Origin of the sequence: Deinococcus psychrotolerans (assembly GCF_003860465.1) — a bacterium.
GTDB lineage: Bacteria > Deinococcota > Deinococci > Deinococcales > Deinococcaceae > Deinococcus > Deinococcus psychrotolerans.
On record NZ_CP034183.1, the window covers coordinates 156513 to 181829 of the forward strand.

The window sequence follows — 25317 nt, forward strand, 5'->3', positions numbered from 1 at the left end:
GGTCAACTGCCGCCAGAGTGAGCGCTACTTGCCCACGCAAAAATTTCTGAATACCGCGTCCACCACGTCTTCTTGCACGTCACGTCCGGTCAGTTCGGCCAGCGCCAGCAGGCCCTGTTCGAGTTCGTAGCTGGCCAAGTCGTCGGGCAGGTGCTGGGCGGCAGTAATGTGCGTCAGGGCGCGGCGGGCGGCGTCGGCTTGGCGTTCGGTGGTCAGCCACGCTTCACCCCGCGTTTCACTGCCCAGCAGCGCCGAGCGCACCGCTTCGCGCAGTTCCGGCAGGCCCTGCCCAGTCACCGCGCTGACGGCAATGGCGTCAGGCGCTGCCCAACAAAGCGGCAAATCGGCTTTGGTCTGCACCAAGATCGTCGCCACCTCGCCCGCTAAATTCAGCGGCTCACGCTCAGCGCTGCCGTCTTCGAGTCGCAGTACCAAGTCGGCGCTCTGTCCCAGGCGCTCGGCTTGGCGCACCCCCGCTGCCTCGATTTCGTCGGTGGTTTCGCGCAGGCCCGCCGTGTCGATCAGCGTGATCGGCACGCCGGCGAGTTCGAGCTGGGCTTCCAGGTAATCGCGGGTGGTGCCGGCCAGCGGCGTCACAATGCTGCGCTCGTAGCCCAAGAGGGCATTGAGCAAACTGGATTTTCCGGCGTTGGGGCGGCCCAAGATGGCCAGCTTTGCGCCGCGAGTGGCGACCTGTCCGGCGCGGGCGGTGCCGATCAAAGCGCTGAGCTCGGCCTCGGCCTGTGCCAGCGGCACTTCGCGTTCTTCTTCCGGCACGCCTTCTTCGGGGTAATCCAGCATCGCTTGAATGGCAGACAGGGTGCGGGTCACGCTGACGGCGATGCTCTCCACCCGCGCCGCCAGCGCTCCGGTCAGGCCGAGTGCGGCTTGCCGGCGGGCCGCTTCGGTTTGGGCGTTGACCAGCGAGAGCACCGCCTCGGCCTGGGTCAAATCGAGCCGCCCGCCGAGGTAAGCCCGCAAAGTAAACTCGCCGGGCCGCGCGGGCCGCGCTCCGACTTCCAGCACGCGGGAAAGCAGGCGGGCCAGCACCGCCGGACTGCCGTGCGATTGGAGTTCGGCCACGTCCTCGCCGGTGTAGCTGTGCGGAGCGCGGAACATCAGGCACAGACCTTCGTCGAGCGTCTGGCCCTGCGCGTCTACAAATGCACCATACAAAAAGCGCCCGCCTTTGCTGCGGCTCGGCTTGCTGCGCCCGCTGAACACGGCGTCGGCCAGCGTGAGGGCCAGCGGCCCGCTGAGGCGCACGATGCCGACTCCGGCGCTTCCCGGCGCGGTGGCGATGGCGGCGATGGTGTCTGAGAGTCCGGTCATGAGCAGAGGCTAGCAGAGCGCGGGCGCTAACTTAGGGGATGAATATCTTGCGCGGGCCACCGCCCGACACCCTGAGCGCCATGCTGGGCCACACTGAGTTTGCTTCAGCTGAGCAGATCACCGGTCATTTGCAAGCCAAGCAAGCGGCCACGCATCTGCCGCACATGCCGCATAGCATCGCCGAGATCGTGGCCCACATGACTCAGAACATGGAGTTCAACTTAAAGCTGATTGAAGGGAGAGACGAAAAGCTGCCCGGTGAATGGCTGCATTTTACTGAGGAAGAGCTGACGGAAGAAGTTTGGAACGACTTGGTTAGTGCTTTTATGTCTGTACTTCAACAGCTCTGCGACTATGCCGAGCAGCCCGAAGTCCTTGAACAGTTGATCTATCCGGCCACCGACACCGAACCCGGCTGGACGGTGGGCTACAAGCTGGCGGTGAATATCGCCGTGCATAACGCCTACCACCTCGGCCAAATCGTGACCTTGCGCCAAGGGCTCGGCGCTTGGCCAGAATGACTCGGTTCTTTAGCTCAGCGCATCCCGGAGCGCGTGACCATCACCTTAAACTCGCTGGGGCTGCTGGCGTTGTCGCTGGCTTCCTCCAGCGTGATCATCTGGCTGCGGTACAGCTCCAGCAGAGTTTGATCGAAGGTGTGCATCCCACGGATGTTGTCTTCGACCAAGGCGTCTTTGATTTCGTGGGTGCGGCTTTCGTCGCGGATAAATTCGGCGATGAGTGGTGTGTTGATCAGCACTTCGTGGCCCAGCACCCGGCCCACGCCGTCGGCCCGCCGCAGCAGGCGCTGACTGACCACGCCCACCAGCGATTCGGCCAGCAGCACCCGAATCTGGTCGCGCTCATACGGCGCAAAAAAGTCGATGATGCGGTTGATGGTTCGCATAGCGTCCAAGGTGTGCAGGGTAGAGAGCACCAAGTGTCCGGTTTGGGCGGCGGTCAGGGCGGCTTCCACCGTTTCCTTGTCGCGCATCTCGCCGATGAGGATGACGTCGGGGTCTTGGCGCATGGCGAATTTGAGGGCGGTGCGAAAGTCGCGGGTGTCCGAGCCGATTTCGCGCTGGGCCACGATGCTGCGCTGGTTGCGGTGCAAAATCTCAATCGGGTCTTCGATGGTGATGATGTTGTAGGCAAAGTTGCGGTTGATGTGATCAACCATGCTGGCCATCGTGGTGCTCTTGCCCGATCCGGTCGGCCCAGTGATGAGAATCAGGCCGCGTGACATCTCCGAAAAACTCCGCAGCACCTCTACCGGCAAGCCCAAGGACTCGAAGTTGGGAATGCTGTCACCGACCACCCGCATCACGATGCCTACCGCGCCGCGCTGACGAAACACGTTGCAGCGGAAGCGGCCCATGCCGCGCACGCTGTAGGCGGTGTCGAGTTCGTTGCGGTACTCGAACTCCTCCCACTGATCGGGGCTGAGAATGCTCTGGGCCAGCGCCTGCGTTTCCGGCGGCATCAGCACCTGGGTGCCGAACTGCACCAATTGACCGTCGATTCGGCCTGTCGGCGGGCTGCCCGCTTGCAAATGCACGTCGCTGACGCGGCGCGACAGCATTTGCCGCAGCAATTCGTCGAGATTCACGGCTTCACCCACTTCACGTCGCGGCTTTTTTCACGGGAACTCCACATTCGCAGCGCCGCCTGATTCACAGCGCTGCCGTGAGCGCGTCGGCGGAAATGAGCGGCATATTGTCAATCAGGCGCACACCAAACAGGCGGGCGGCCACCAACAAGCGGTATTCAGCTAAAGACTCGGCAGACACTCCCTCATTATCCACCCATTCTCTCTCATTCATGTCACCGTCCACCAAGGCCAAGTAATCCAGCGTCAAGCCGCTTTCGCTCGCCAGTTCGGCGCTGGCGGCAGCGAGGAGCGCTTTGCTGCGCCGCTCACCCGCCGCGTAAAGGGCTTGGGCAGCCCTGAGCGCCCGGGAAAGCACGGCGGCCCGGGATCGCTGCTCGGCGCTCAGGTAGGTGTTGCGGCTGCTGAGCGCCAGTCCCGTTTCATGCGGCAACGCCGAGCGCACCGTCGGCACGCCCACGATCTCCACCGGCACATTCAAATCGCGCACCATCCGGCGCACCACCGCGAGTTGCTGCCAGTCTTTTTCGCCGAAGTAAGCCCGGGTCGGCTGCACCAGGTTGAGCAGCTTGAGCACCACCGTCGCCACTCCCGTAAAGTGACCGGGCCGCGACGCACCGTCAAAGCCCTCCGAGACCCCCTCCACGCTGACCCGCGAAGCAAAACCGGAGGAGTACATCTGGCTTACTGGCGGCGCAAACAAAATGTCCACCCCGGCGTCCTCGGCTATCCGCGCGTCGCCCGCGAGGTCGCGGGGATAAGCGGCAAAGTCTTCGTGCGGGCCGAACTGCAAGGGATTGACAAAAAGGCTCAGCACCACGCGGGTGTTCTCGGCGCGGGCGCGGCGAATGAGTTCGGTGTGTCCAGCGTGGAGCGCTCCCATGGTCGGCACCAAGCCGAGCGACTCGGGAGTGCCGGTTTGATCTTTCCGCAGGACGCTGAGAAGCTCGGCGGGCGAGTGGACGAGTTGCATCACACCAAGCAAAGTAGCAGAGATCGGCACCAACTCAAATTCATCTAAGCGCTCTCAGCAACTTCGCCGCGCTCTTTAGCGCTCAAGCTTTTCCGGCATCACCAAATCGATGAGCCAGTTGAGCACCGTCAAGATGATGGCCCCCACGAACGCGCCCCCGAAGCCGCTGACATTGAGCGGGCTCAGGGCGGCGACCAACATCAGCATCAGGGCGTTGATGACCAAAGTAAACAGGCCCAGCGTCAACACATTGATCGGCAAGGTGAGCAGCAGCAAAATTGGGCGGATCAAGGCGTTGATCACACCCATCACCAGCGCAGCGATCAGCACCCCCAGCCAAGTGGTGCCGGGTTCAAACGACACGCCGCTGTAAAGCCTCGTGACCAAATAAAGCGCCAGCGCACTGATCAAGAACTTAAGAAAGGCATTCAGCATACTGCTGAGCTTAACGGCCCGCGCCCGGTAGGTCAGCTCTCTCTAAACAAACGCTTTGCTTGCGCTGAGCTTAGGCGTCGCGGCGCGACTTTTCAAACGCCAAGTTGAGTGAGCTTCGGCGTCGAGAGCCGTGCCGAGAACAAACACTTAAAAGAATCAACGCTTATTCCCGCCTTGCATTTGAGATTTTAAAACGGTTTCGGCTTTAACCGCTCAGTTTGTTCCTTTTGGCGGAATAAAGGGGCAAATAAAAGATTAGAATGCCCTTATGTATGCGTCTGACCTTGATCTTTTGACCAAAGCCCGTTTGCAAGAAGCGGCAGGGTTGCGTAACGCGCCGTCTCAAGGCACGTTCGGGCCAGTTCTGACCCGTTTGGAGCAACGGCTGAGGCGGCTTTTCGCCCGTATGGCCCAGTTCCAACATGCTGGATGAAGCGGCTGTTCTTCAGCGCTGCTCAACTTCAACAAAGTTTGCCTCCCTTTTTGAACTTGAAGGGGAGGCAAACTCTGTTGAGGCGGCCCTTAAGAATCCCTAAACTCTAGAACCCGAAAGCTTCCACGATTTCTGGGTTGGGCCGTTTGGGCCTGCCCGATACCGGATCGACCCAGACCCAATCGGTGAAGCACTCGGCGAGGCGCTTTTGGTCGCTGACGCGGGTCAGGGTGTACTCGCGCCGCGCCCGAATGCCCTGGCTGGACACCAGATTCGTCCAGACTTCCACTTCGTCGCCGAGCAGGGCCGGAATGTGGTAAGTGATGTCGTGCCGCCGCGCCACCGCCACCGCGCCGAGTTTCATTAAGCGCGGCAGAGTCATGCCGACCCTGTCGGAGTGAGCGCGGGCGGCCAGTTCGCACCACACCAGATACACCACGTTGTTGACGTGATTGAGTTCGTCGATGTCTTCCGGCTGCACGCAGACGCGCAGGGTGTGGGTTCGCAGGGTGTGGGCGGCTTGCTCAGCGCTGAGGTCGGTGAGCGGCGCACTCACCCCTGATCCGCTGCACCCGGGGGCGGCGCTTTCAGATACGGCGTCGAAGCGCCCTCCACCGCAAACAAACTGTTGACCGCTTCCGCGCCGTCCAGATCGAGCTGAGTGACGCCGCTGATGAAGCTGCCCGTTTCGTGGGTGGAGTAAGTGATCTTGACTTTTTTGAACATCACCGTGATGACCGGGTGGTGGTTTTGCGCTTCGGCGAGTTCTGCCACCCGCACGGCGAAGTCCATGCCCGCTTGGTAGGTTTCAAATTCAAACAGCCGGTAGATCAGCCCGTGATCGCCCCACCAGCCTTCAGGTTTGTGGTCGAGAACGTCGCCTTCGCTGAGGCGTTCGGGCCTTCCTTGTTCGGGTTTGGGAGCATCTGAAGTCATGTTCACAGGGTAGCGTACCGGACGCGGCTTACGGCCCCACAAGCGCTATCCTGCGGCTTATGTCTGCTCAAATGGCCACTTCCCCGGTAGTGACGCGCATCGCGCCCAGTCCCACCGGCGATCCGCACATCGGCACCGCTTACCAAGCCCTCTTCAACGCGGTGTTTGCCCGTCAGCACGGCGGCAAATTCGTGGTGCGCCTAGAAGATACTGATCGGAGCCGCTACAACGCCGCTTCCGAAGGCCGCATTCTGGATATGCTCGATTGGCTCGGCGGCGTCTGGGACGGCCTTAAGTCGGACGCTAGCCCCAGAAAGGAAGATGAATTCGGCCCGTATATCCAGTCGAAGCGGGCCGAGTTGCACCGAACGTACGCCGAGCAACTGCTGGAGAGCGGCGCGGCGTACCGGGCCTTCGATACCCCTGAAGAGCTCGACGAGCGCCGCAAAGCTGCCGAAGCCCGCAAAGACAGTTTTCTGGGCTATGACCGGCGTGACCGCTCACTCAGCCGCGAGGAATCGGAGCGCCGCGCTGAGAATGGAGAGGCGTTCGTGATTCGGCTGGCCGCGCCGACGGAGGGCCAAACGGTGGTGCGTGATCGCCTACGCGGCGATGTGGTCTTCAACAATGCTGAGCTGGACGACAAAGTGCTGCTCAAACGCGACGGCTTTCCGACGTATCACCTCGCGGCGATGGTGGACGATCACCTGATGGGCGTCACGCACGTTATCCGCGCCGAGGAGTGGCTGACCAGCACCCCGGTGCACAAGCTGATTTTGCAGGGGCTGGGCTGGAATGAGCCGGAGTGGATTCACACCCCCTGGCTGCTCTCCAAAGGCGGCAAAAAGTACAGCAAGCGTCGGGGCGATCCCAGCGTCGAGGACTTCCGCAAGATGGGTATTTTGCCCGAAGCCCTGCTCAATTACCTCGGCATGATGGGCTGGAGCATGCCCAGCGGCGAAGACGGTGCGGCGCAGGAAGTTTTCTCGCCTGCCGAGATGGTGGAGCACTTCACTTGGGAGCGGGTGTCTCTGGGCGGCTCGACTTTCGACCTCGACAAGCTGCGCTGGCTCAACGGCAAATACATCCGCGAGGTGCTGAGCTTGGACGACGTGACGCAGCGTTTGCACGCTTTCGGCACCGAGCAGGGCTACACGGAAGGCATTGCCAACAACGCTTACTTTCATGCGGTGGCCGCTATGATGCTGCCGCGCTTTGAAACTTTGGCCGAGTTCTGGGAAAAAACGCCGTATTTCTTTACCGAGGATTACAGCATCAACGACAAGGCCGCCAAGCTGATTGCCGATGGGCGCGAACTCTTGCCCAAGCTGCAAGCCACCTTGACGGCGCTGCCGGATTTCGCCCATGACACCACCGACGCCGCGCTGCGCGGGCTGGCCGAAACCGAGGGCCTGAAAGCGGGCAAGGTGATGCAGCCGCTGCGGGCCGCCATTGCCGGAACCAGCGAAAGCCCCGGCCTGTTTGAAATGCTCGAAGCGCTGGGCAAGGAGCGGGTGCTGAGGCGGCTGGAGCGGGTGATGGAAGGCCAGTGACGAGCTGAGCTTAGCGGGCGGGCGTAAAGGGGAGGGTACCGATGGGCCTCAAAATCAAGATTCAGCGGACTGGCAACGGCGGCGACACCTCAAGCCCAAGTCTGTGGACAGTGCTGACTTCCGGTTTGTTGGCCCGAAAATGGCTGGGCAGGGCCGCGCCGAGGCTGCCGCAGCTTCCGCTGGAGCCTGCCCGCAACACCCTGCTTTATTTCCGCACGCGGGGCTGCACGGTTTGCGGTTTGATCGATATGCAGGTGGCGGCAGCTTGTCATCAGTCAGGCGTGGATCTGCTCATCGTGGACAGGTACACCAAGTCGGACGCCCCCGAAGACCAAACCATCTACGCTCAGCGCGGCAACATCTTGGATTTCGGCGGGCCAATCAACACCGCTTACCAAATCGGGACGTATCCGTCACTTGTGCTGATCAATTCGGAAGGCAAGATTGTGCTCAAAGATGTGGGCAACCGGGCCAAGCCGGACATTTACGGTGAATATTTGAAAAATAAGTTTGCCGTGCTGCTGGGCTAAGCTCACCCTCACCGCGCAAAACTCAGCGGCGGGTAAGGCACCACTTCGGCGATGCCCTCATTATCGAGGCGGGTCATGAAGCCCGCGCCGGGGATGTAGGCCATGGCGCTGTCGATGTCTAGGCACAGGCGGGAAGCGTAAGGCAGCGGCGCACCCGGTTCTTCGCCGGAAGTGCCGAGCAGCAAATTGATGGGCGTGTGTCCGTGCACGATGCGTTCCGCGCCAAAGGTGCTGAGTACCCGCTGAATCAGGGGTGCGCCGTCTTGGCCCGCGAAGGCGAAGCGGGCGGCAAAGGCGCTGAGAAACTCCTGCCAGACTCTGGGCTCCGTGGACTGAAGTTTGCTGGCCACCGCCGCATTGACCTCAGGAATGCTGGGAGCCAGCTTGAGATACATGGCGCTGTCGGCGTGCTGCATCAGCCACGGCCCGACCCGCAGCATGGCGGGGCGCTCCGAGAGCCAGCCGAGGTCGCCGGGTTCGATTAAGGTCATGTCGCGCGGCTGACCGCCGTTGCTGTGCCAGTACTCGTAAAAGCCGTGTTCGTCCCTCGGGTCTTTTTGCCGAAACAGCATGGCCGCCAAAAACATCACTTCATGGTTGCCGAGCAGCGCGTCGACCCGCCCGCCGGCCAGCAAGGCTTGGCGCTGCAAAGTACGTATCAGGCGCAGTACGCCCGCGCCGTCTTCGCCCCGGTCGAGGTAATCGCCCAGAAAGACCAGGTGCGCCGCGCCCCCGCGCCATGAGCCGTCAAAATCGGTCAGGCCAGAGCGCAGCAGCAGCAGCTTGAGCTTGCTGAGTGCGCCGTGAATGTCTCCCACCACCCAGAGGGTCTCGGACATCGGCAAAATGGTGCTGGGTGCGGGCCACTCACTCACTGGTGTCGTCCGCCTCCGAGTGGCTGTGGGGCGGGGCGGGCAGTTCGCGCCACCGGGTCATCCGCTCAGTGATGTCTTGCTGGATATCGGCAATCCGGTTTTCCAGGCGGCCCCGGTTGGCGTCAAGTTCAAATCTCAGACGCATGATTTCTTCCACGCCTGCCAGATTAACGCCTAATTCCTGAGTCAGTCGCCGGATTTCGCGCAAGTGGTCTATGTCGCGCTCCGAATACAGCCGGGTCTTGCCGCTGCTGCGTCCTGGACGAATCAGGCCCTTGCGTTCATATAAGCGCAGAGTCTGCGGGTGCATGTCCACCAGCTCGGCAGCAATGCTGATCACATACACGGGCCGGTCTTTGGAATCGAGCGTTTGCCCCAGCGCCGGCAGCGGCTGAGCGACCTGAGCGCGAATCTCGTTTTCGATTCGCTCGATCTCTTGCTCCAGCTCGTCTTGCATGTCGTCGAGTTCGTGTTGCAGCCGCATGACTTCTTCCACGCCCGCCAAGTTGACGCCCAACTCCTGCGTCAGCCGCCGAATTTCGCGCAAATGCTCGATGTCGCGCTCGGAATACAGCCGCGTTTTACCGCTGGTGCGTCCCGGACGAATCAGGCCCTTGCGCTCATACAAGCGCAAGGTCTGTGGGTGCATATCCACCAATTCAGCGGCAATGCTGATGACGTAGACGGGGCGTTGCTTGGTGTCGGAGGCCATCGGTTCCTTGAGTATACCTCAAGCAGATTGTGTGATTGGGGGGCAGTGGGTACTCGGCAGCTTTGAGGCAAGCGGGGCGGGTATCGCTAGCACCTTTAGTTCAAAACTTGCAGGGCGCAGCCTCAGACACTTCATTTCCCAAAATACTCCGGCAAATCTTCTCTGTTAATCAAAATGTCTCTCGGTTTGCTGCCTTGGTGCTTGCTGACAATGCCCATCGCCTCCAGCAAATCCATCAGCTTGCCGGCTCTGGCGTGGCCCACCGAGAGGCGGCGCTGCAAGCGGCTGACACTGCCCTGGCCTTCCTCGATGCAGATTTCAGCGGCTTGGCGCAGCAGCGGGTCAGAAAAGTCCATGTTGCTTTTGTCGTGGCTGGGGCCGCCCGCTTCGATGCCGCCGTCAAAGTCGGGGCCGTAGAGTTCCACGAAGGCGTCGTCAAAGACTTGGCGGCGCAGTTCTTCGGTGATGCGGCTCGATTCGTCCTCGCTGATATACGGCCCCTGAAGGCGGATCGGCTTGACCAAGCCCGGCTGATAAAACAGCATGTCGCCCATGCCGGTCAGCCGCTCGGCTCCCATGCTGTCCAAAATGGTGCGCGAATCGTGCGAACTGCTGACCGCAAACGCAATGCGGGCCGGAACGTTGACTTTAATCAAACTGGTCAAGATATCCACGCTGGGGCGCTGGGTGGCCAACACCAGGTGCATTCCGGTGGCGCGGGCCATTTGGGCGAGGCGCATAATGGCCGACTCCACTTCTTTGGGCGAGGTGATCATCAAATCGGCCAGCTCGTCGATGATAATCACCAAGTGCGGCAACTCGGTTTCGTTGATCTGGCGCATCTTGGCGTTGTACTGCTCCAAGTTTTTGGCTCCGGCCTGCGACATCATCTTGTAGCGCCGCTCCATGTGGGCCACCGCGCCGAGCAGCACGCCCGCCGCGTCCACCGGATTGGTGACGACGCCGCGCACCAAGTGGGGAATGCCGTCGTAGGGCGTGAGTTCGACCATCTTGGGATCGATCATCAAGAAGCGCAACTCGGTGGGCAGGTATTTGTAGAGCAGCGAGGTGATCAGGGTGTTGACACACACCGACTTGCCCGACCCCGTAGAACCGGCGATCAGCAGGTGCGGCATCTTGGCGAGGTCACCCACCATCAGTTCGCCGTCGATGCTTTTGCCCAAAATGATCGGCAAGCGGGCGCGGGTGTTCTGAAAGCTGCTGGCCGCCACCGCCGTGTGAAAGGTGACGGGTTCGCGCTCGGCATTGGGGACTTCGAGGCCGATCACGCTTTTGCCCGGTACTGGAGCCTCGACGCGCACGCCGCCGACGGCGAGGGCGCGGGCAAGGTCGTTGCTGAGGCTGGCAATCCGGCTGATCTTCTCGCCGGGAGCCGGCTCGATTTCGTAGCGGGTGACGGTGGGGCCGCGTGCAAAGTCCACCACTTTGGCCGACAAGCCGAACTGTCCCAGCGTTTCGTTGATCAGGCCGGCCCGCTGCCGCGCCGAGATGTCGAGCTGCAAGGTGTTGTGGAGTGCCGGCGGAAGCGGGTCGAGCAAATCGGTGCCCGGAATGGCCAGTTCAAGAGCGCCCTGCGCCGGGCGGCTGCGTTTGGGAGGCAGGCTCTGCGGCGCTTCCTCCCAGGGCAAGTGGTCTTCTTCCAGCTTGCGGCCCGATGGCTGCGGCAAAGAAGTACTGGCGTTGCTGCTGCCTACCGTTTGGGCGGGCGATGTGGAGGCCACCAAGACCGCCGCCTGTGCTGGCGCTGCCTGAGTCCCGGCGGGTTGACCGCCCAGCTGAAAGTCCATCAGCGGCGGTTGATACGTTAAATCCGCACCGAACCCGGCGCTTTGGGCCTGCTCCGACGCAGAAAAAGAGTCGGCTGGGCCGCCGAAATCAAAATCCATCAGCGGCGTGTGGGTGCCGCTGTCGTGCTGCACCTCTTCCAAGCGCTGCTGCCAAACCGCCTGCTCGCTGAGGGTGCCGTCAGGGTCGGTCAGCAGGGCTTGCTCAAGGTTTTCGGCGAGGCGGGTCGGGGAAGCGTCGTAGGCGCGGGCCAGTGCGGGCCAGCCAGCGTAGAGGGCGGAGCGCTCCTTCCAAGCGGCGTAGCCCTCACTCAGTTCGCGCCAGCTCTGCACCCGCTGGGCGTGGGCGGGGCGCTCGCGGGATAGCAATGCCGGATCGGGTTTCTCCAAGGCTTTGGCGGCCCGCCCGCGCTCGCGCTCCAGGCTGGCAGCTTTGGCGGCGAGGCGGTAGAGATCCATCATCATGCTGCGGCGCAGCCGTTCCAGCGCCCCGCTGGCCAGCGTGGAGGGCAACTCTAGGCCGAGTTCGTGGCGGCTGGAGCGCACGTCTTGGGCCATCACCTCGACCTGTGCGCCCGCGTCCGGCGCTTCGCTGCTCACCGCCGCTTGAAGGTCGCGCCCGGCACTCTGCACAAACGAACTGCTGATGTCTTGCCAGTGCTTCAGGTCGGCTTCCATGTCTCTCAGGCCGTGTTCGTCGAGCGCACGCACCTGCTTACTGGCGTCTTTTGTTTCGTTTTTCCAGCTTTGAAGTTCGCGGCTTTCGGGATACAGCTTGGTCAGCGTCTCCAGGTTGCGGCTGTGAGACGAGAGGTGCTGGCGCATGTGCTGGCGCTGCTGGGCGGTTTCTTTGCCTTCCTGGCGGGTTTCTACGGCGGCTTGGCCCCAGCCCAGCACAACGCCCACTCCGGCGCTGAGGCCACGAAAAAAACCTTTGAGTAGGCTCAGCGCCGGCATTCCCAGCACCAACTCGCAGCCGAGCGTCAAGGTGACGAGAGGAAGCAGCGCCGCTGCGTACGACAGGGGCTGAAGCGGACTGACCGCCAGAGCGGCGAGTTTGCCCGCCGCGCCCGGCCAAATGACGCCCTCTAGGGCCAGCAGCGACACCACCACCACGGCCGCCCCCAGCAGGCGGCGGGTGAGGTTTCGCAGATCCTTGTTCAGGAAAATGAGAATGCCGTAACACAGCGGCACCAGCGGCAAGGTGTAGCTGCCCCACGCCAGCCAGGTCATCAGCAGCGCGTGGGCCTGCGACATGAATCCGGCTCCCTGCGTGGGCAACACCAGCGTCACGATCAAAAAAATCCCCAGCGCGAACAGCACCAAGCCGAAGGCTTCTCCGTCAAAGCGGTTCTGGACGGGTTTGGCGCGTTTCTTGGTGGTCATGAGATTAGTTTAGCGGCTGAGGACTGGTTTTGGCTTTGGGCTTGCTGGAGGCCTTCACATGTAAGACTTGCCAACTTGTTTCGCCCGCGTCCGGCGGTGCAAGCTGGGCAGATGTCTGACGCTGCGCCCCGCTTGCTGCTACCAAGGCGACTTGAAACTCAGCTCTGGCAACACGCCCGCCGAGATGCGCCGCAGGAATGCGTTGGCGTGTTGGGCGGGTGGCAGGTGGGCGATTGGTCGGTGGCGGGTGGTGGGTGGCAGGCCAGCAGGCTGTATCCGCTGGTCAACCGAGCCGCCCACCCCCAGCGCGAGTACCTGGCCGAAGCGGCGGGCCTGCTGCGGGCTCTGAAATCCATGCGGGCAGAGGCGCTGGAGCTGGTGGCCATCTATCACAGCCACCCGCACGGCCCAGCCCACTTCAGCCTTACTGACCAGCAGCAGGCTGCTTACGACGTGCCGTACCTTATCGCCGATCTCTTCAGCGGCCACCTGAGTGCTTATCTGTTGCCAGAGGGAGTGGAGTGCGAATTGAGGCCAGACGAGTAGAGCGGGAGAAATTCCATCCCCCCGCTCCAAGTCCTGTTCTTCCCAACTTCGTTGTTAGGAGCCGGTATTTAGTGGCTGGCGGCCATCACGCCCAGCACGCGCCTCGCGCCGAGGTAACGGGTGGCCCAGTAGCGGCTGCTGAGGTCGTCGATGGTGACGCGGCCCGCGAATGAATTGGCATTGATAAAACTGTTGCCGTCCACCACGATGCCGACGTGGGTGACTTTGCCGCGCCCCTCGGTATCGAAGAACACCAAGTCGCCGCTCTGAAGATTCGAGCGCTCCACCGAAACCCCGACCTGGGCTTGATCGGCGCTGACGCGCGGCAAGCTCAGGCCCAGCGGCGTGAACACTTGCAAGACAAAGCCGCTGCAATCGGTACCGCTCCGGCTTTTGCCGCCGTAGACATAAGGCACGCCCAAAAGGCCCTGGGCATTGCTGAGCCAGTCGGTGCTGAGACTGGGCGAGTCAGCGGAGGCGGTGGGCGGCAAGGTGGTGATGATGCTGGCGGTGGTGGTCTGAACGGGCGGGGTCAGCGCGGCTTCCAGCAGGGTGCTGGGCGGCGCTTCCTGCGCGTAGCTCACGGGCGGCACGGCAGCGGCAGCGGGCGTCACGGTGATGCTGGAGCTGATCACGGTGCTGGCCACACTGACCGCGCTGCTGCTCGCCGCGCCGCTGGCCAAGTTTGCGGTGGAAGCGCTCACGGCCACCACTTTCAGCACCTGCCCCAAGTTGACTTTGGTGCTGCTGAGGTTGTTGAGGCTGAGCAGAGCGTCGACCGTCAAGTTGTTTTTGCGTGCAATTGAAAAAGCCGTGTCGCCCTTGGTGACGGTGTACGTCGGGGGCGACACGAGCAGGAGTTGTCCAACCGTTAAATTTGAAGAGCTGAGATTGTTGAGGCTGAGCAGCGAATCTACGCTGAGGTTGTACTTTTTGGCCAAGCTGTAGGCGGTGTCTTTGGGCTGCACTTTGATGCTCAGGCCCGCCGGAAACGAACTTGCCGAGCTTGCAGCGGAGCCGCTGGACGCCAGCGCGAGGCCGGGGAGTAGGAGAGAAGCGCAGACCAGCGTTCGGCGCGGTAAAGTCCAGCTCGTTAAGGGCCTGCCCAATGAGAGGCAGCTCAGGAAAGTTCGGCACGTTGGCGTTCTCAACACGGAGACCTCGGTTGGCTGGCAGGCGGTCAGTGCTCAAAGTGCAGCGGCTGGGGCCTTCGGCGCGGCGGTTCGGGGTGGAAGATGCGGGGGAAGCGCAGATGAATGTCCAGTGAAGCTTTGGCCTAGTGTAACACGGTTCACGGTAGAATGTGAGACCCAGATCAAGCTTCCTAAAGACGCTGACGGGGGGCATTTGGGGTGAGACAAGCTGAGTTTCACCGGCACTCATGTTTCCAATCTGATGCGGGCGCACGGTAAACTCATGCTCGTTGCCGCTCAGGCGTGGCGCGTCAAGACTTTCCGCGCTCTGCGCCATCCCAATTACCGCCGGTACTGGTTTTCACAGCTTCTCAGCTTGGTGGGATCCTGGATGCAGTCCACGGCCCAGTCGTACTTGGTTTTAGAACTGACCAACAACAACGCGGCGGCTCTGGGGTGGGTCACGGCGGCCCAGTTCACCCCGAGTTTGCTGCTGTCGCTGTTTGCCGGAGCCATTGTTGACCGGGTGCCGCGCCGCCGAGTGCTGATGTCGACCCAGATCACCTTGATGATCACCGCCATCATCTTGGCCATCACCACCCACCTCGGCTTGGTCAGCTTCGAGCTGGTGCTGATCTTGGCGGGGATCAGCGGGATAGCCAACGCCTTTGACATGCCGGCCCGTCAAAGTATGGTGGTGGACTTCGTGCCGCGTGAGGACGTGCCCAACGCGGTGGCGCTCAACAGCTTGTCGTTTAATGTCTCGCGCACTTTGGGGCAGGCGGTATTCGGCGGAGTGGCGGCGCTGGGCGTGGCTTTGTTCGCCGGGCGCGGGGCAGCCAGCAGCTCCATCGAGGGCCTCGCGTTTCCCTTTTACCTGAACGTGGTGTCGTTCGGTTTGGTGATTTACGTGCTGGCGACTTTGCCATTTCCGGCGCGTGAAGTGGGCGGGCAGCGGGCGGTCATCGACGACATCAAAGAGGGCCTGCGCTATGTGCGTGCCACGCCCAATATCGCCATGACGATGGTGCTGGTGGCGCTGCTGAGCTTAACAGCCATCAATTTCAACGTGATCATTCCGTATTTTGCTCGCGCGGTCTATAACCTGCGCGAGGGCGGCTTTGGGGCCATGAACGCCGCGTTCGGGGTGGGCGCGATGGTGGGGGCGCTGTGGCAAGCCTCGCAGGCCGATCCAGCCAAAAATTTGCGTTCCGGCGCAATAATTTTGATTATCAGTTTGGCAGTCTTTGCGCTGACGCCCTCGGCTTTGCTGGCCTCGCTGGTGCTGGCCGTTTGCGGCTTCGGGATGCTGACTTTTTTGATCAGCGCCAACAGCACCGTTCAGCTCACCGTGCCCAACGCCCTGCGGGGCCGCGTGATGAGCCTGTATTCGCTGGTGCTGGCCGGAATGGGGCCGCCCGGAGCTTTGCTGGTCAGTTACCTGATTGACAAATCTGGCCCGCTGGGGCCGCGTCAGGGGCTGATCGTGGTGGGAGTGCTGGCGCTGCTGGCAGTGGTGGCGGTCTGGCGGCGGTTGCCTAAAGGCATGACCCGCGCCGAAACACCGCTGGAAGTGGCCCAGGCCGTGCAAGCTGGAACGCTGGAGGCCGGTAAAAAGCCGATGCAAGCGCCAGTGATGGGGGAGAAGCGATGAAACAGTTCGCCTATTCTTGATTTGGGGAAGGACGGTTGATTGTGAAAGATCTTGAAAATATTCTCCCAAGTTGACGCTACCGCCTGCTTTCTCGTTTTCTTTTCTGCTTCCTCTCCTCGCCCTTGCCCCCCCGCTCCCAAAGCACTAGACTGCTCAGCATGTTGACCGCCCGCCAAGCCGGAGACGCCCACAAAGGCGTGCTTCTTCTTTGCTCGGGGCGGTGAGCGCAGGCCCTCGCGTTCGTCCACCGTCCCCGAACTCACTCGCAGTTCGGGGACTTTTTATGGGCGGGAGCTGGGAGGAGGAGCAAGCACATGGGAATGACGATTGCCGAAAAAATTCTGGCGGCCCACAGCGGCCATACCACCCTCACGCCGGGCCAACTCATCGAGTGCCAAACCGATTGGGTGCTGTGCCATGAGATCACCACTCCCGCCGCCCTGCGGATGCTCGAAGAGCGCGGCATGGACAGGGTCTTTAACCCCGATCAAATCGTGGCGGTGCCGGATCACTCGGTTCCGGCCATGAATATTAAAGCCGCCCAGATGTACCAAAAGCTCAAGAGCTGGGTCAAAGAAAAAGGCATCAAGCACTTTTACGACGTGGGGCGCGGCGGCATTGCCCACGTCGTTCTCGAAAATACCGGCCTGATGAAGCCCGGCCAAACGCTGGTGTCTGGCGACTCGCACACCTGCAACGCCGGAGCGCTCGGAACATTTGCCACAGGTGTCGGCAGCACCGACCTCGCCGGAGCCATCTACGCGGGCATGGTCTGGTTCAAAGTTCCCGAAACCATGCTAATTAAAGTCACTGGCCAGACCCAGCAGGGCGTCACCCCCAAAGACATCGTGCTGGAAGTCATCAAGCGCATCGGAGCCGACGGAGCCAACTACCTGGTGATGGAGTGGGTCGGTGACTATATCGACAACCTCGATATGGAAGGCCGTTTTACTCTGGCGAACATGGCCATCGAAGCGGGCGGCAAAACCGGCATCGTCGCCGTGGACGACACCACCCGCGCTTACATGGCCGAGCGCGGCGTGACCCCCGATCAGTACACCGAGTACCAGTCCGATCCCGACGCCAAATACAAAGTGGTGGTTGAGGTGGACGCCAGCCAGGTCGAGCCGACGGTGGCCTACCCGAACATTCCCAGCAACGGACGAGTGGCCGGCAGCGACCACATCCCCGTGACCCACGCTTATGTCGGAAGCTGCACCAACGGGCGCATCTCTGATTTGCGCGACGTGGCCCGCATTCTGAAAGGCAACAAAGTCGCCGAGGGTGTGCAGATGATCGTGGTTCCGGCCACCCAACTGATCTGGAAGCAAGCGGCGCAAGAAGGCCTGCTCGAAATCTTCGTGGACGCGGGCGCGAGTGTCTCTTATCCGTCATGCGGCGCGTGTTTGGGCATGCACTCGGGTGTGCTGGGGCCGAACGACGTGTGTATTTCGAGCACCAACCGCAACTTCGTGGGCCGCATGGGCGATCCTTCGGCGGCCATTTATCTGGCCTCGCCCGCGACGGTGGCGGCCAGCGCGGTGGCGGGCTTTATCGCCGATCCCCGCGCCTACAACCATACGCTCGGCCAAGTGACGGGCGGGGCGGCAGACTGATGGGAGACGCCAAACGCCGTAAAGCTTTGGGGTTGATGCCCACCGTCTATCCTTTTGAAGTTTTGCTCGACCGCGAAGGTGAACTGACCCCGGTGAGCTTGCCCGAGGGTCAGGTGCAGCGCCAGCAGATCATCAAGGCGCTGGAGCACTTGCCGCGCGGCGCGTACTGGGATCAGATGTACCGCACCGACTTCGTCTCGGCGGGAATGCCGGAAGAGCGCTTGATCACCCGCGAGGACGTGGAAAAAATTCCCGTGCCGCCGCGCCGCCGCATTCTGGGCGAGCTGGCGGTGTGGCCTGCGGGTAATCACCAAGATGAACCCGGCGAAATCAAAGTGGAAGGCGCTGAAAACACGTGGGTCAAAATCCGCAGCCGCCAGCACGCCTTTGAGAATCAAAGCTGGCAGCAGTTCTCCGAGCCGGAAGACCCTGCCGAGATGCTCGGCTACCTTTTTCAGCATCCCGCCTTGCAGCTTGAGGGCGATGGGGTAGGCCGCTACAGCGCTGAGCAGTCCAGTGACGGCTCAATCACCTGGACGCCCCAGCCGCCGGAAGAACTCAAGAACGCGCTGACGACGTTTGTTCAGCGCTGGCACGGTGAAACGCCTGAAGAGTGGGCCGAGATTCACGCCGAGCGCTTGGAGCAAGACCCAGACGAAATTCAAACAGGCGAGGCCCAAACGGATGCTGCCCAAACGCCTAACGCCCTCAAATCCGGCTTCGAGCTTCGCCAGCCCGCGCCGCTGAGATCGTTTTTTGCCCCGCCCTTTGACTTCGTGGGCCCGTTCGAGGTTTATCCGCTGGCCGAGGAGCAAGCCTACTCGCTTGACGGCGGCCAAACGTGGCAAGACTATCCGGTGAATGAACCGGAAGACGATGACGGTGAATTTGGTGATTTCACCGACGTGGACACCTTCACGGCGACCATCTGGGCGGATGGGCGGATGGACTGGCCCAAGGACGCTTTAGACGCTTCGCTCGCGCCGCGCCTGAGCGCCGACTTGCAAAAATACACCGGAGCGGACGACCCACAAAACTGGAAAAGCTACACCGAGGGCGTGCTGAAATCGTTCTACGAAATTGAAGACGAAAATCAGGACTTGCCGCAAGTCCAAGCCATCAAGATCAATGTGCCGAACGATCTCTACGAGGATGAAGACGGCGGCGATTCATTTGAAGCTCAGGTCATCGAAGACGAGATCAGCTTTGACGGCGAGACTTGGCACGATCTCTACGAAGATTTGCCGGATGAACTCATGAGCGCCAGCGAGGAACAGTAAAATGCCCAAAGTCCATGTCTTTGCCCGCGACCACATCAATACCGACGAAATTATTCCGGCCCGCTACCTGACCACCGACATCGAATCTGAACTCGCCAAATTTGCGATGGAAGATTACGACAAAGACTTTGTTAACCGCGTCAAGCCCGGCGACATCATGGTGACGGGATCGGATTTCGGCTGCGGTTCCTCACGTGAACACGCGGTCTGGTGCCTGCGCGGGGCGGGCATCAGCGCCATCTTAGCGCCCAACTTCGCCCGCATTTTTTACCGCAATGCCATCAACAACGGCTTTTTGGCTCTTGAGTCTGAAGATGTGGTGGCCGCTTTCGAGGACGGCGACGAGGCCGACATTGACCTCGCCACCGGCAAAATCACCAACCAGCGCACCGGCCAGAGCGTGGCCTTCTCGCCGGTGCCGCAGTTCGCGCTGGACGTCAAGGCGGCGGGTGGCTGGCTGGAATACATGCGCGACCACTCCAAAGCGGAGTTGGAAGCCGAAACCCTGAACGCCGAAAGCACTGAGGCTGGACACGGCCACGCCGGGCATGACAGCGACGAGAACCCTGCACCCGGAACCCAGCGTGCCTAAAGTTGTTGTCTTGCCCGGTGACGGGATTGGCCCGGAAGTCTGCGCCAGCGCGGTAGAAGTGCTGCAAAAAGTCGCGCCGGATGTGCAGCTGGAATACCACCTGCTCGGCGGCGGCGCGTATGACCAGACCGGCTCGCCGTTTCCCGACGCCACCCGTGAAGCGGTCTTAAACTGCGACGCGGTGCTGCTCGGCACGGTGGGTGGAGCGCAAAACTCGCCTTGGAACAGCCTCCCGCGCCCCTTACGGCCCGAATCGGGCTTACTGCAACTGCGAAAGGCCCTGGGCGTGTACGCCAACTTGCGGCCCGTCAAGGTGATGCCGGGACTGGAAAGCTTATCTCCGCTACGCGAAGACCTCGCCAAGCAAGTGGACGTGCTGATCGTGCGCGAGCTGCTCGGCGGCGCTTACTTCGACCCCCGCCGCGCCATCGAAGGTGACAGCGCCTACAACACCATCGGCTACAGCAAAGCAGAAGTCGACCGCGTGGCCCGCGTCGCTTTTGAAGCGGCCAAAACCCGCAAGGGCGAAGTCACCAGTGTGGACAAAGCCAATGTGCTGGAAGTCTCGGAGCTGTGGCGCGGCGTGGTGCAGCACCTGCACGACACTGAATATCCAGATATCAAGCTGGAACATGAATACGTGGACTCGGTGGCGATGCTGCTGGTCAAAACGCCGGGCCGCTACGACGTGATCGTGACCGAGAATCTGTTCGGTGACATTTTGTCCGACCTCGCCGCCGTTATTCCCGGTTCGCTGGGCGTGATGCCCTCGGCCAGCCTTGGCGACGGCCCCGGCCTCTACGAGCCGATTCACGGCAGCGCTCCCGACATTGCTGGGAAGGGCATCGCCAATCCCAGCGGCACCATCTTGAGCGTGGCGATGCTGCTGAGGCACTCGCTGGGACGCGACGCCGAGGCAAAGCGCATCGAAGACGCCGTTCAAGCCGCACTCACCGAAGTCCGTACGCCGGATTTGGGCGGCAAGGGAACGACGCAGGAACTGGGCGCGGCGGTGCTGGCAATGCTTTGAGTTGGTGGAAGGTCAGGGGTTAGATAGCACCTATTTCCTGGGGAGTGTCAGCCAATTTACCCCTCTCCTGCGGAGCTGTGCCAGCCCCAGCCTTCCTCCGCTTTGAAGTCAGCCTTCGCCTTCCCATTTTGAAAACTGGGCAGATACGGAACGCAGCGGCCAGAATCTAGACGAATGGCCAATCGTGGAGAACGTGGGAGGACACACCCAGTAGGAACGCCGCGAAGACACAGTGCTGAGCGCAGCGATCTGCTCCCTCGCCCCACTGGGGCGGGGGCTGGGGGGTGGGGCCAATGCTAAAAGCAGAAAGCCAAAGCCTAACGACAAGCCGCTAAAAGAAAGCAGCCGCCTGACCAACTCCACAGGCGGCTGTTTTTTGATGCCAACACTACATGGCCCGCCACATCAGTAATCCCATCACCGCCCCGCCCACCACGATGCTGATGAGCGAAGCCGTGCGGACTTTTCTCAAGTACAGCATGATGCCCAGCCCCGTCAGCGCCACCACCATCAAGAAAATGCCGGAAGCGTCGATAAACCACAGCCACGCCCCGCCGGAATTCTTGCCCCGGTGAAAATCGTTGGCGACGGCCAGTGCGCCCTGCGCGTCCACGTTGACCGAGTATTTGCCGCTCTGGTCAAACTGCACGTCGGCGCTGTAACCGGGCGTGCGGAAGCTCAGCCCGCCTATCCCACCCTGATACTGAAAGTCGCTGGCTATACCGTGGAGGCCGTACTTGGCCCGCAAAAACTCGGCGATGCTCAGCGCGTCGGCCGTGCCGTTTTTTTGCCAGCCTGCCGGTAAGCTGCCGCTGAATTGTTGCTGCTTTTCCACGCCGCCGAATGTCCAATCCGGGTGGTTGAGGGTCACGCCCGTGCCCGCAAAAAACAGAATCAGCAGCAAGCTGAACATGGAAATGTAGGTGTGCAGCCAGCGCAGCCAGCTGTTCAAACTGGCTTTGAGCGTGCGCGGGCGGCGCGTAGGCTTGGCAGGCGGCGTGTCGGTAGCGTCGGTAGTGGTGGTTGGCGGCATCAGGACTTACGCCTTCTTGCGGTAATCCACAGTGACGCTGCTCAAATCGGCGTCGCTGCCACTGTCCAGCGTCTTTTTGAGCGGGGTCGTCCCCAGTGTGATCTTCTCGCGCACCAAGCCGTAAGGGCCATGCTCGCGGGCGTTTTCGACGCACACAAAGTAATCGCCCTGCGCTGCTGGCTTTTTGGTGTCGGTTTTGCCGTCCCACACCAAGCTGTAGCTGCCGGGGTTGCGGGTCGGGCTGGAGACGGTGGCGACCAGATCGCTGCTCTGCGAAAACCAGCGCCGCAAGTCGGAAAGGTAGCGGGCGTGGCGGTTGGTTTCGGCCCACAAGCTGAGCGTCCGCACCGGATTGCCCTGCGCGTCTTCGATGTAGACGGCCACGTAGGGGCGGTTGTACCGGAAACCGCTGGGGGCGGCCAAGGTCAAGTTGACGGCCAATTCCATGGTGCTGGGCAGCGCGGCGGGTGCGGCAGCGGCCGAAGCCGAAGTCAAGCCGAGGCGAGGTAAGGTCAGTGCGGCAGCGGCGGCGACGCTTAGCTTGAGGGCGCGTTCCAGAAAGTGGCGGCGGGTTTGGGGATTGGACGCTTTGAAATCGGTCATGGTGGCTCCTCTGAGCAGTGAAACAAGGGTGGCATAAGGAAGTAAAACGGGGGTTAGAAAGCCGGTGTCGAGCTGGGGGTTTGATGTCGTCGCCAAAAGGCATTGCTGCGCTGCTCAACGCTGCCGCCCTGAACTTCTTCCAAAATCAGCACGCCCACATTCGGCAGCGAGTCCGCGAGCCGCAGACTTTCTTCTGTGCCCAGCACCAAAAAGGCGGTGGCCAGCGCGTCGGCCTCGGCGCAAGTCTTAGCCAGCACCGAGACGCTGCTGTGGGTTGTAAGTTGCTGCCCACTGCGCGGATCGAGAATATGTGCTCCCCGGTGACTCAGGCCGCTGGTGGCCACCGCTTGGTTGCTCAGGCGCACAAACGCCAGCGGCTCCCGGTTGTCGGCCAAGCGGCCGGGCGCTTCGATGCCCACCGGCACGCTCTGAGCGCCGAGGTGCCGCACGTCGCCGCCGATATTGAGCACGACTTCCCGCACGCCCGCCACCTGAAAAGCCGCCTGAGCCGCCGCGTCGGTGATGAAGCCTTTGGCGTGGGCATTGAAATTCAGCGTCAGCTCAGTGTGAAGCGTGACGTGCTGGTGCTCAAGCGTCCAGAGCGATTGGCGCATCTGCTCCAGCACGCCACTTAAAGTTTGACTGTCCGGCTCGCCCACCGCCCACAGCCGCGCCAGTGTATCCGCCGCCGGATGAAATGCGCCGCCCGTCAGCGTCATGATGCGCTGGGCTTGGGTGAGCAGTGCCGCGAACTCCGGCGACACACGGACGGGTTGCCCGCGCTGATGGTGCAGTCGGTTGAGTTCGCTGTGCGGTAAAAAGCGGCTGAAGACCTGCTCTAATCTCTCTAGTTCGGCCAAAAGTTGGGTTTCTGCCGTGTCAAGCTGGTCTTCACTTCCTGCCACCAGTTGCAGTTCCAGCGCCGTGCCGAGAACGCCTTCATAGTGACGTAAACGCCGTTTGGAGCGAGGTTTAAAGGAGTGGGGAAGCGTGGGCCAGGGCATGACCCGGTTAGTCTGGCGGAGCAATGTGAAGATTTTTCGCAGCTCAGATGTGGTTATGCTCTTCAAACGGCGCTCATGGCCTCTAAGCTGCGCCTCATTCTCAAACCAAGCCCGGTGGATTTCATTTTCTCTCCCCCCAATTCACTCCAAGCTGAGCGGTATGGATATCACTTTGAACAATCAGCGTGCCCTCGTCACAGGAGCCAACTCAGGCATTGGAGAAGCGGTGGTGCGCGGGCTGGCCGCGTCGGGAGCGCGGGTGGTCGTCAACTACGTTTCTCACCCTGAAGCTGCCGACAAAATCGTGCAGGACATTCAGGCGGCGGGCGGCGAGGCGTTTAGCGTGTTGGCCGATGTCAGCGATCCAGCGCAGGTGGCTGCCATGTTTGCCCAAATAGACAGCCACTACGGCGGCCTGGACATTTTGGTCAACAATGCCGGCATCGACGGAGCGCACGCCCTGAGTTGGGACGCCGATCCCGCCGCTTGGCTCAGGGTGCTCCAGATCAACTTGTTTGGCTCGTTTTTGTGCGCTCAGCAAGCCCTCAAACGGATGGTGCCGCAAAAGAGCGGCGTGATTCTCAATATCACCAGTGTGCATGACCAGATTGCTTGGAGCGGCTACAGCGCTTACACCGCCAGCAAAGGCGGCGAAAGCATGATGATGAAGACCTTGGCCCAAGAAGCCGCGCCGTTTGGGGTGCGGGTGCTGGCGGTGGCCCCCGGCGCGGTTCGCACGCCGATCAATCAGAGTGTTTGGAGTGATCCCACCACCCTGGCCGACCTCCTGACCAAAATCCCACTGGGGCGCATGGGCGAAACCACTGACATTGCCAACATGGTGGTGTTTTTGTGTTCGGCGCAGGCCAGTTACGTCACCGGCACCACCATTTACGTAGACGGCGCGATGACCGATTTCCCAGCGTTCTCACACGGAGGATAGAAGCCTCTGAGCCGCTTTAGCTCAGCGCCCGCTTCAAATCCGCTTGCAAGTCGGCCAGAGACTCCACGCCTACGCTCATGCGGATGCTCTGCGGCGTTACGCCAGCGGCGCGGCGGGCGGCTTCGGGCATTTTGCCGTGGGTGGTCGTCCAGGGATGCACCACCAGCGTGCGGGTGTCGCCCAAGTTGGGGGCCATCCGAATGACCTTGAGGCGCGATAAAAATTCTTCGGGGTGCGCCACTTCAAACGACATGACGGCCCCGAAGCCGCCGCTCAGGTACTGTTGGCCGAGAGCGTGAAACTCGCTGCCCTCAAGGCCCGGATAATTGACCCGCCCCACGCCCGCGTGTCCTTCCAAAAACTCAGCCAGCGCCAAAGCCGTTTCGCATTCCCGCGTGAGGCGCAGCGACAAGGTTTCCAGGCCCTGAGCTATAGCGTAGGCACTTTGCGGCGGCAAGATCATGCCGAGCTGCGAAGCGCCGAACCAGCGCTGCCGCCAAGCCAATGCGCCCGCGCCCCGCACTTCCAGCAAACTCGGTTCGCCGTCCGTGTAAATGGCGTTGCGGGTCAGGTCGTGCCGCTCGCCCACCGTGACGCTGCCGCCCAGCACCGAGCCGTGTCCTCCGGCCCATTTGGTTAGGCTGTGGGTCACCATGTCGGCTCCAAAGTCCAGCGGGCGGCACAGCAGGCCCACCCCGCCCCAGGTGTTGTCCACGCCCAACAGTGCTCCCTGTGCGTGGGCGATCTCGGCCAGAGCGCTCAGATCGGCCACGTCGGCGGCGGGGTTGCCGATGGTTTCGGCCCAGATGAGTTTGGTGTTCGGCTGCATAGCGGCTTTCACGGCGTCGGGGGTATTCGGCACCAAGCTGGCCGTAATGCCCATCAGCGGCAAAACATTGCTGAGCATCGCCACCGACCCGCCAAATAAGCTGCTGGTCGCCACGATGTGGTCTCCGGCGCGGCAAGCACTCAAGAACGCCGTGAAGCTGGCGGCCTGCCCGCTGCTGAGGCAGACTGTCTCACTGCCTGCTTCCAGCGCGGTGATGCGGCGCTCCAGCGCTTTGACAGTGGGGTTTTGAATGCGCGAGTAACTGCTGCCCGTGTTGGTCTGAAACTCTCTGGCGGCGGCCTCTAAGCTGTCAAACTGAAAAGCGGCCATCTGCTGAATCGGGATGCCCACGCCCACGCCCGTTCCGCGCCCGATGCCGGTGTGGACGGCTAAAGTGTCATACGAAAGGTCGGCGGCGAGTTCGGGTGGCAAATCAAGCGTGGCGTCATAATCAGGCGGAGTCATGCCCTGATGC

25 protein-coding genes are annotated in these 25317 nt (G+C 61.7%); 11 read left to right on the plus strand and 14 right to left on the minus strand.

Annotated elements, in window-relative coordinates; genetic code table 11:
• Window positions 1-24: 24 nt before the first annotated feature.
• Window positions 25-1332, minus strand: coding sequence for a tRNA uridine-5-carboxymethylaminomethyl(34) synthesis GTPase MnmE (gene mnmE / locus EHF33_RS00830; RefSeq protein WP_124867192.1), 1308 nt, complete (start codon window positions 1330-1332; stop codon window positions 25-27).
• A gap of 38 nt (window positions 1333-1370) precedes the next feature.
• Here mnmE and EHF33_RS00835 point away from each other — a divergent pair, with 38 nt between their 5' ends.
• Window positions 1371-1853: a DUF664 domain-containing protein gene (locus EHF33_RS00835; RefSeq protein WP_124867193.1), complete on the plus strand. Its 483-nt coding sequence runs from the start codon at window positions 1371-1373 to the stop codon at window positions 1851-1853.
• A 14-nt stretch (window positions 1854-1867) separates the two neighbouring features.
• Here the strand turns inward: EHF33_RS00835 and EHF33_RS00840 are convergent, their stop codons facing one another.
• From EHF33_RS00840 to EHF33_RS00850, 3 genes are all read right to left on the minus strand, one after another.
• Complete coding sequence (locus tag EHF33_RS00840) at window positions 1868-2941, minus strand: type IV pilus twitching motility protein PilT (RefSeq protein ID WP_124867194.1); 1074 nt, start codon at window positions 2939-2941, stop codon at window positions 1868-1870.
• A gap of 64 nt (window positions 2942-3005) precedes the next feature.
• The gene (gene panC, locus EHF33_RS00845) at window positions 3006-3914 is read right to left on the minus strand and encodes a pantoate--beta-alanine ligase (protein ID WP_124867195.1); all 909 of its coding nucleotides are present in this window, start codon (window positions 3912-3914) and stop codon (window positions 3006-3008) included.
• A gap of 75 nt (window positions 3915-3989) precedes the next feature.
• Window positions 3990-4349 (minus strand): phage holin family protein, encoded by a 360-nt coding sequence (locus tag EHF33_RS00850; RefSeq protein WP_338135028.1) that lies wholly within the window; start codon window positions 4347-4349, stop codon window positions 3990-3992.
• Between the two features lie 268 nt (window positions 4350-4617).
• Between EHF33_RS00850 and EHF33_RS20975 the strand changes: the two genes are divergently transcribed.
• Window positions 4618-4782: a hypothetical protein gene (locus EHF33_RS20975; RefSeq protein ID WP_164473371.1), complete on the plus strand. Its 165-nt coding sequence runs from the start codon at window positions 4618-4620 to the stop codon at window positions 4780-4782.
• A 106-nt stretch (window positions 4783-4888) separates the two neighbouring features.
• Here the strand turns inward: EHF33_RS20975 and EHF33_RS00855 are convergent, their stop codons facing one another.
• Complete coding sequence (locus tag EHF33_RS00855; protein ID WP_124867196.1) at window positions 4889-5338, minus strand: acyl-CoA thioesterase; 450 nt, start codon at window positions 5336-5338, stop codon at window positions 4889-4891.
• Window positions 5335-5718 carry a 4a-hydroxytetrahydrobiopterin dehydratase gene (locus tag EHF33_RS00860; protein WP_124867197.1) on the minus strand — a complete coding sequence of 128 codons (384 nt, stop codon included), beginning with the start codon at window positions 5716-5718 and terminating at the stop codon, window positions 5335-5337. Before EHF33_RS00860 ends, EHF33_RS00855 begins: the two co-directional genes overlap by 4 nt.
• 59 nt (window positions 5719-5777) lie before the next feature.
• Here EHF33_RS00860 and gltX point away from each other — a divergent pair, with 59 nt between their 5' ends.
• Window positions 5778-7271: a glutamate--tRNA ligase gene (gene gltX, locus EHF33_RS00865; RefSeq protein WP_206431589.1), complete on the plus strand. Its 1494-nt coding sequence runs from the start codon at window positions 5778-5780 to the stop codon at window positions 7269-7271.
• 41 nt (window positions 7272-7312) lie between these two features.
• Entirely contained in the window at window positions 7313-7801 is a 489-nt protein-coding gene (locus EHF33_RS00870; protein ID WP_124867198.1) for a peroxiredoxin family protein, read from the plus strand.
• An 8-nt stretch (window positions 7802-7809) separates the two neighbouring features.
• Here EHF33_RS00870 and EHF33_RS00875 read toward each other — a convergent pair whose 3' ends face one another.
• The 3 genes from EHF33_RS00875 to EHF33_RS00885 all read right to left on the minus strand — a co-directional run bounded on the left by EHF33_RS00875 (window position 7810) and on the right by EHF33_RS00885 (window position 12579).
• Window positions 7810-8640 (minus strand): metallophosphoesterase, encoded by an 831-nt coding sequence (locus EHF33_RS00875; protein ID WP_124872656.1) that lies wholly within the window; start codon window positions 8638-8640, stop codon window positions 7810-7812.
• A gap of 28 nt (window positions 8641-8668) precedes the next feature.
• Window positions 8669-9388 carry a heat shock protein transcriptional repressor HspR, fused homodimer type gene (hspR, locus tag EHF33_RS00880; RefSeq protein WP_124867199.1) on the minus strand — a complete coding sequence of 240 codons (720 nt, stop codon included), beginning with the start codon at window positions 9386-9388 and terminating at the stop codon, window positions 8669-8671.
• Window positions 9389-9519: 131 nt separating this feature from the next.
• The gene (locus EHF33_RS00885; protein ID WP_124867200.1) at window positions 9520-12579 is read right to left on the minus strand and encodes an FtsK/SpoIIIE family DNA translocase; all 3060 of its coding nucleotides are present in this window, start codon (window positions 12577-12579) and stop codon (window positions 9520-9522) included.
• Window positions 12580-12690: 111 nt separating this feature from the next.
• Between EHF33_RS00885 and EHF33_RS00890 the strand changes: the two genes are divergently transcribed.
• Window positions 12691-13125, plus strand: a complete 435-nt coding sequence (locus EHF33_RS00890) for a M67 family metallopeptidase (RefSeq protein WP_124867201.1) — start codon at window positions 12691-12693, stop codon at window positions 13123-13125.
• Window positions 13126-13193: 68 nt separating this feature from the next.
• On the opposite strand, the gene EHF33_RS00895 is transcribed toward EHF33_RS00890, so the two are convergent.
• Entirely contained in the window at window positions 13194-14234 is a 1041-nt protein-coding gene (locus EHF33_RS00895; RefSeq protein ID WP_164473372.1) for a C40 family peptidase, read from the minus strand.
• 307 nt (window positions 14235-14541) lie between these two features.
• On the opposite strand from EHF33_RS00895, the gene EHF33_RS00900 reads away from it, so the two are divergent.
• The 5 genes from EHF33_RS00900 (at window position 14542) to leuB (ending at window position 20430) form a co-directional block, all read left to right on the plus strand.
• A complete protein-coding gene (locus EHF33_RS00900) occupies window positions 14542-15912 on the plus strand; it encodes an MFS transporter (RefSeq protein ID WP_124867203.1) in 1371 nt (456 codons plus the stop codon).
• Window positions 15913-16226: 314 nt separating this feature from the next.
• A complete protein-coding gene (locus tag EHF33_RS00905; RefSeq protein ID WP_124867204.1) occupies window positions 16227-17528 on the plus strand; it encodes a homoaconitate hydratase family protein in 1302 nt (433 codons plus the stop codon).
• Window positions 17528-18808 (plus strand): hypothetical protein, encoded by a 1281-nt coding sequence (locus tag EHF33_RS00910; protein WP_124867205.1) that lies wholly within the window; start codon window positions 17528-17530, stop codon window positions 18806-18808. Before EHF33_RS00905 ends, EHF33_RS00910 begins: the two co-directional genes overlap by 1 nt.
• Before the next feature lies 1 nt (window position 18809).
• Window positions 18810-19400 carry a 3-isopropylmalate dehydratase small subunit gene (locus tag EHF33_RS00915; RefSeq protein ID WP_124867206.1) on the plus strand — a complete coding sequence of 197 codons (591 nt, stop codon included), beginning with the start codon at window positions 18810-18812 and terminating at the stop codon, window positions 19398-19400.
• Window positions 19393-20430, plus strand: coding sequence for a 3-isopropylmalate dehydrogenase (gene leuB / locus EHF33_RS00920; protein ID WP_124867207.1), 1038 nt, complete (start codon window positions 19393-19395; stop codon window positions 20428-20430). Before EHF33_RS00915 ends, leuB begins: the two co-directional genes overlap by 8 nt.
• 388 nt (window positions 20431-20818) lie before the next feature.
• Here leuB and EHF33_RS00925 read toward each other — a convergent pair whose 3' ends face one another.
• From EHF33_RS00925 to EHF33_RS00935, 3 genes are read right to left on the minus strand one after another with little or no spacing between them, the layout of a single operon-like run.
• Entirely contained in the window at window positions 20819-21463 is a 645-nt protein-coding gene (locus EHF33_RS00925) for a PepSY-associated TM helix domain-containing protein (RefSeq protein WP_124867208.1), read from the minus strand.
• Window positions 21464-21469: 6 nt separating this feature from the next.
• Window positions 21470-22066: a DUF2271 domain-containing protein gene (locus EHF33_RS00930; RefSeq protein WP_124867209.1), complete on the minus strand. Its 597-nt coding sequence runs from the start codon at window positions 22064-22066 to the stop codon at window positions 21470-21472.
• Between the two features lie 53 nt (window positions 22067-22119).
• Entirely contained in the window at window positions 22120-23070 is a 951-nt protein-coding gene (locus EHF33_RS00935; protein ID WP_124867210.1) for an FAD:protein FMN transferase, read from the minus strand.
• 160 nt (window positions 23071-23230) lie between these two features.
• Between EHF33_RS00935 and EHF33_RS00940 the strand changes: the two genes are divergently transcribed.
• Complete coding sequence (locus EHF33_RS00940; RefSeq protein WP_124867211.1) at window positions 23231-24013, plus strand: glucose 1-dehydrogenase; 783 nt, start codon at window positions 23231-23233, stop codon at window positions 24011-24013.
• A 16-nt stretch (window positions 24014-24029) separates the two neighbouring features.
• On the opposite strand, the gene EHF33_RS00945 is transcribed toward EHF33_RS00940, so the two are convergent.
• Window positions 24030-25307, minus strand: coding sequence for an aminotransferase class I/II-fold pyridoxal phosphate-dependent enzyme (locus EHF33_RS00945; RefSeq protein ID WP_124867212.1), 1278 nt, complete (start codon window positions 25305-25307; stop codon window positions 24030-24032).
• Between the last annotated feature and the right edge of the window lie 10 nt (window positions 25308-25317).

Bases quoted from the DNA above. Each gene is read 5' to 3' on its own strand.
- mnmE (WP_124867192.1), bottom strand. From the start codon at position 1,332: ATGACCGGACTCTCAGACACCATCGCCGCCATCGCCACCGCGCCGGGA.
- EHF33_RS00835 (WP_124867193.1), top strand. From the start codon at position 1,371: ATGAATATCTTGCGCGGGCCACCGCCCGACACCCTGAGCGCCATGCTG.
- panC (WP_124867195.1), bottom strand. From the start codon at position 3,914: ATGCAACTCGTCCACTCGCCCGCCGAGCTTCTCAGCGTCCTGCGGAAA.
- EHF33_RS00850 (WP_338135028.1), bottom strand. From the start codon at position 4,349: ATGCTGAATGCCTTTCTTAAGTTCTTGATCAGTGCGCTGGCGCTTTAT.
- EHF33_RS20975 (WP_164473371.1), top strand. From the start codon at position 4,618: ATGTATGCGTCTGACCTTGATCTTTTGACCAAAGCCCGTTTGCAAGAA.
- EHF33_RS00860 (WP_124867197.1), bottom strand. From the start codon at position 5,718: ATGACTTCAGATGCTCCCAAACCCGAACAAGGAAGGCCCGAACGCCTC.
- gltX (WP_206431589.1), top strand. From the start codon at position 5,778: ATGTCTGCTCAAATGGCCACTTCCCCGGTAGTGACGCGCATCGCGCCC.
- EHF33_RS00870 (WP_124867198.1), top strand. From the start codon at position 7,313: ATGGGCCTCAAAATCAAGATTCAGCGGACTGGCAACGGCGGCGACACC.
- EHF33_RS00875 (WP_124872656.1), bottom strand. From the start codon at position 8,640: ATGTCCGAGACCCTCTGGGTGGTGGGAGACATTCACGGCGCACTCAGC.
- hspR (WP_124867199.1), bottom strand. From the start codon at position 9,388: ATGGCCTCCGACACCAAGCAACGCCCCGTCTACGTCATCAGCATTGCC.
- EHF33_RS00885 (WP_124867200.1), bottom strand. From the start codon at position 12,579: ATGACCACCAAGAAACGCGCCAAACCCGTCCAGAACCGCTTTGACGGA.
- EHF33_RS00890 (WP_124867201.1), top strand. From the start codon at position 12,691: ATGTCTGACGCTGCGCCCCGCTTGCTGCTACCAAGGCGACTTGAAACT.
- EHF33_RS00900 (WP_124867203.1), top strand. From the start codon at position 14,542: ATGCTCGTTGCCGCTCAGGCGTGGCGCGTCAAGACTTTCCGCGCTCTG.
- EHF33_RS00905 (WP_124867204.1), top strand. From the start codon at position 16,227: ATGGGAATGACGATTGCCGAAAAAATTCTGGCGGCCCACAGCGGCCAT.
- EHF33_RS00910 (WP_124867205.1), top strand. From the start codon at position 17,528: ATGGGAGACGCCAAACGCCGTAAAGCTTTGGGGTTGATGCCCACCGTC.
- EHF33_RS00915 (WP_124867206.1), top strand. From the start codon at position 18,810: ATGCCCAAAGTCCATGTCTTTGCCCGCGACCACATCAATACCGACGAA.
- EHF33_RS00925 (WP_124867208.1), bottom strand. From the start codon at position 21,463: ATGCCGCCAACCACCACTACCGACGCTACCGACACGCCGCCTGCCAAG.
- EHF33_RS00930 (WP_124867209.1), bottom strand. From the start codon at position 22,066: ATGACCGATTTCAAAGCGTCCAATCCCCAAACCCGCCGCCACTTTCTG.
- EHF33_RS00935 (WP_124867210.1), bottom strand. From the start codon at position 23,070: ATGCCCTGGCCCACGCTTCCCCACTCCTTTAAACCTCGCTCCAAACGG.
- EHF33_RS00940 (WP_124867211.1), top strand. From the start codon at position 23,231: ATGGATATCACTTTGAACAATCAGCGTGCCCTCGTCACAGGAGCCAAC.
- EHF33_RS00945 (WP_124867212.1), bottom strand. From the start codon at position 25,307: ATGACTCCGCCTGATTATGACGCCACGCTTGATTTGCCACCCGAACTC.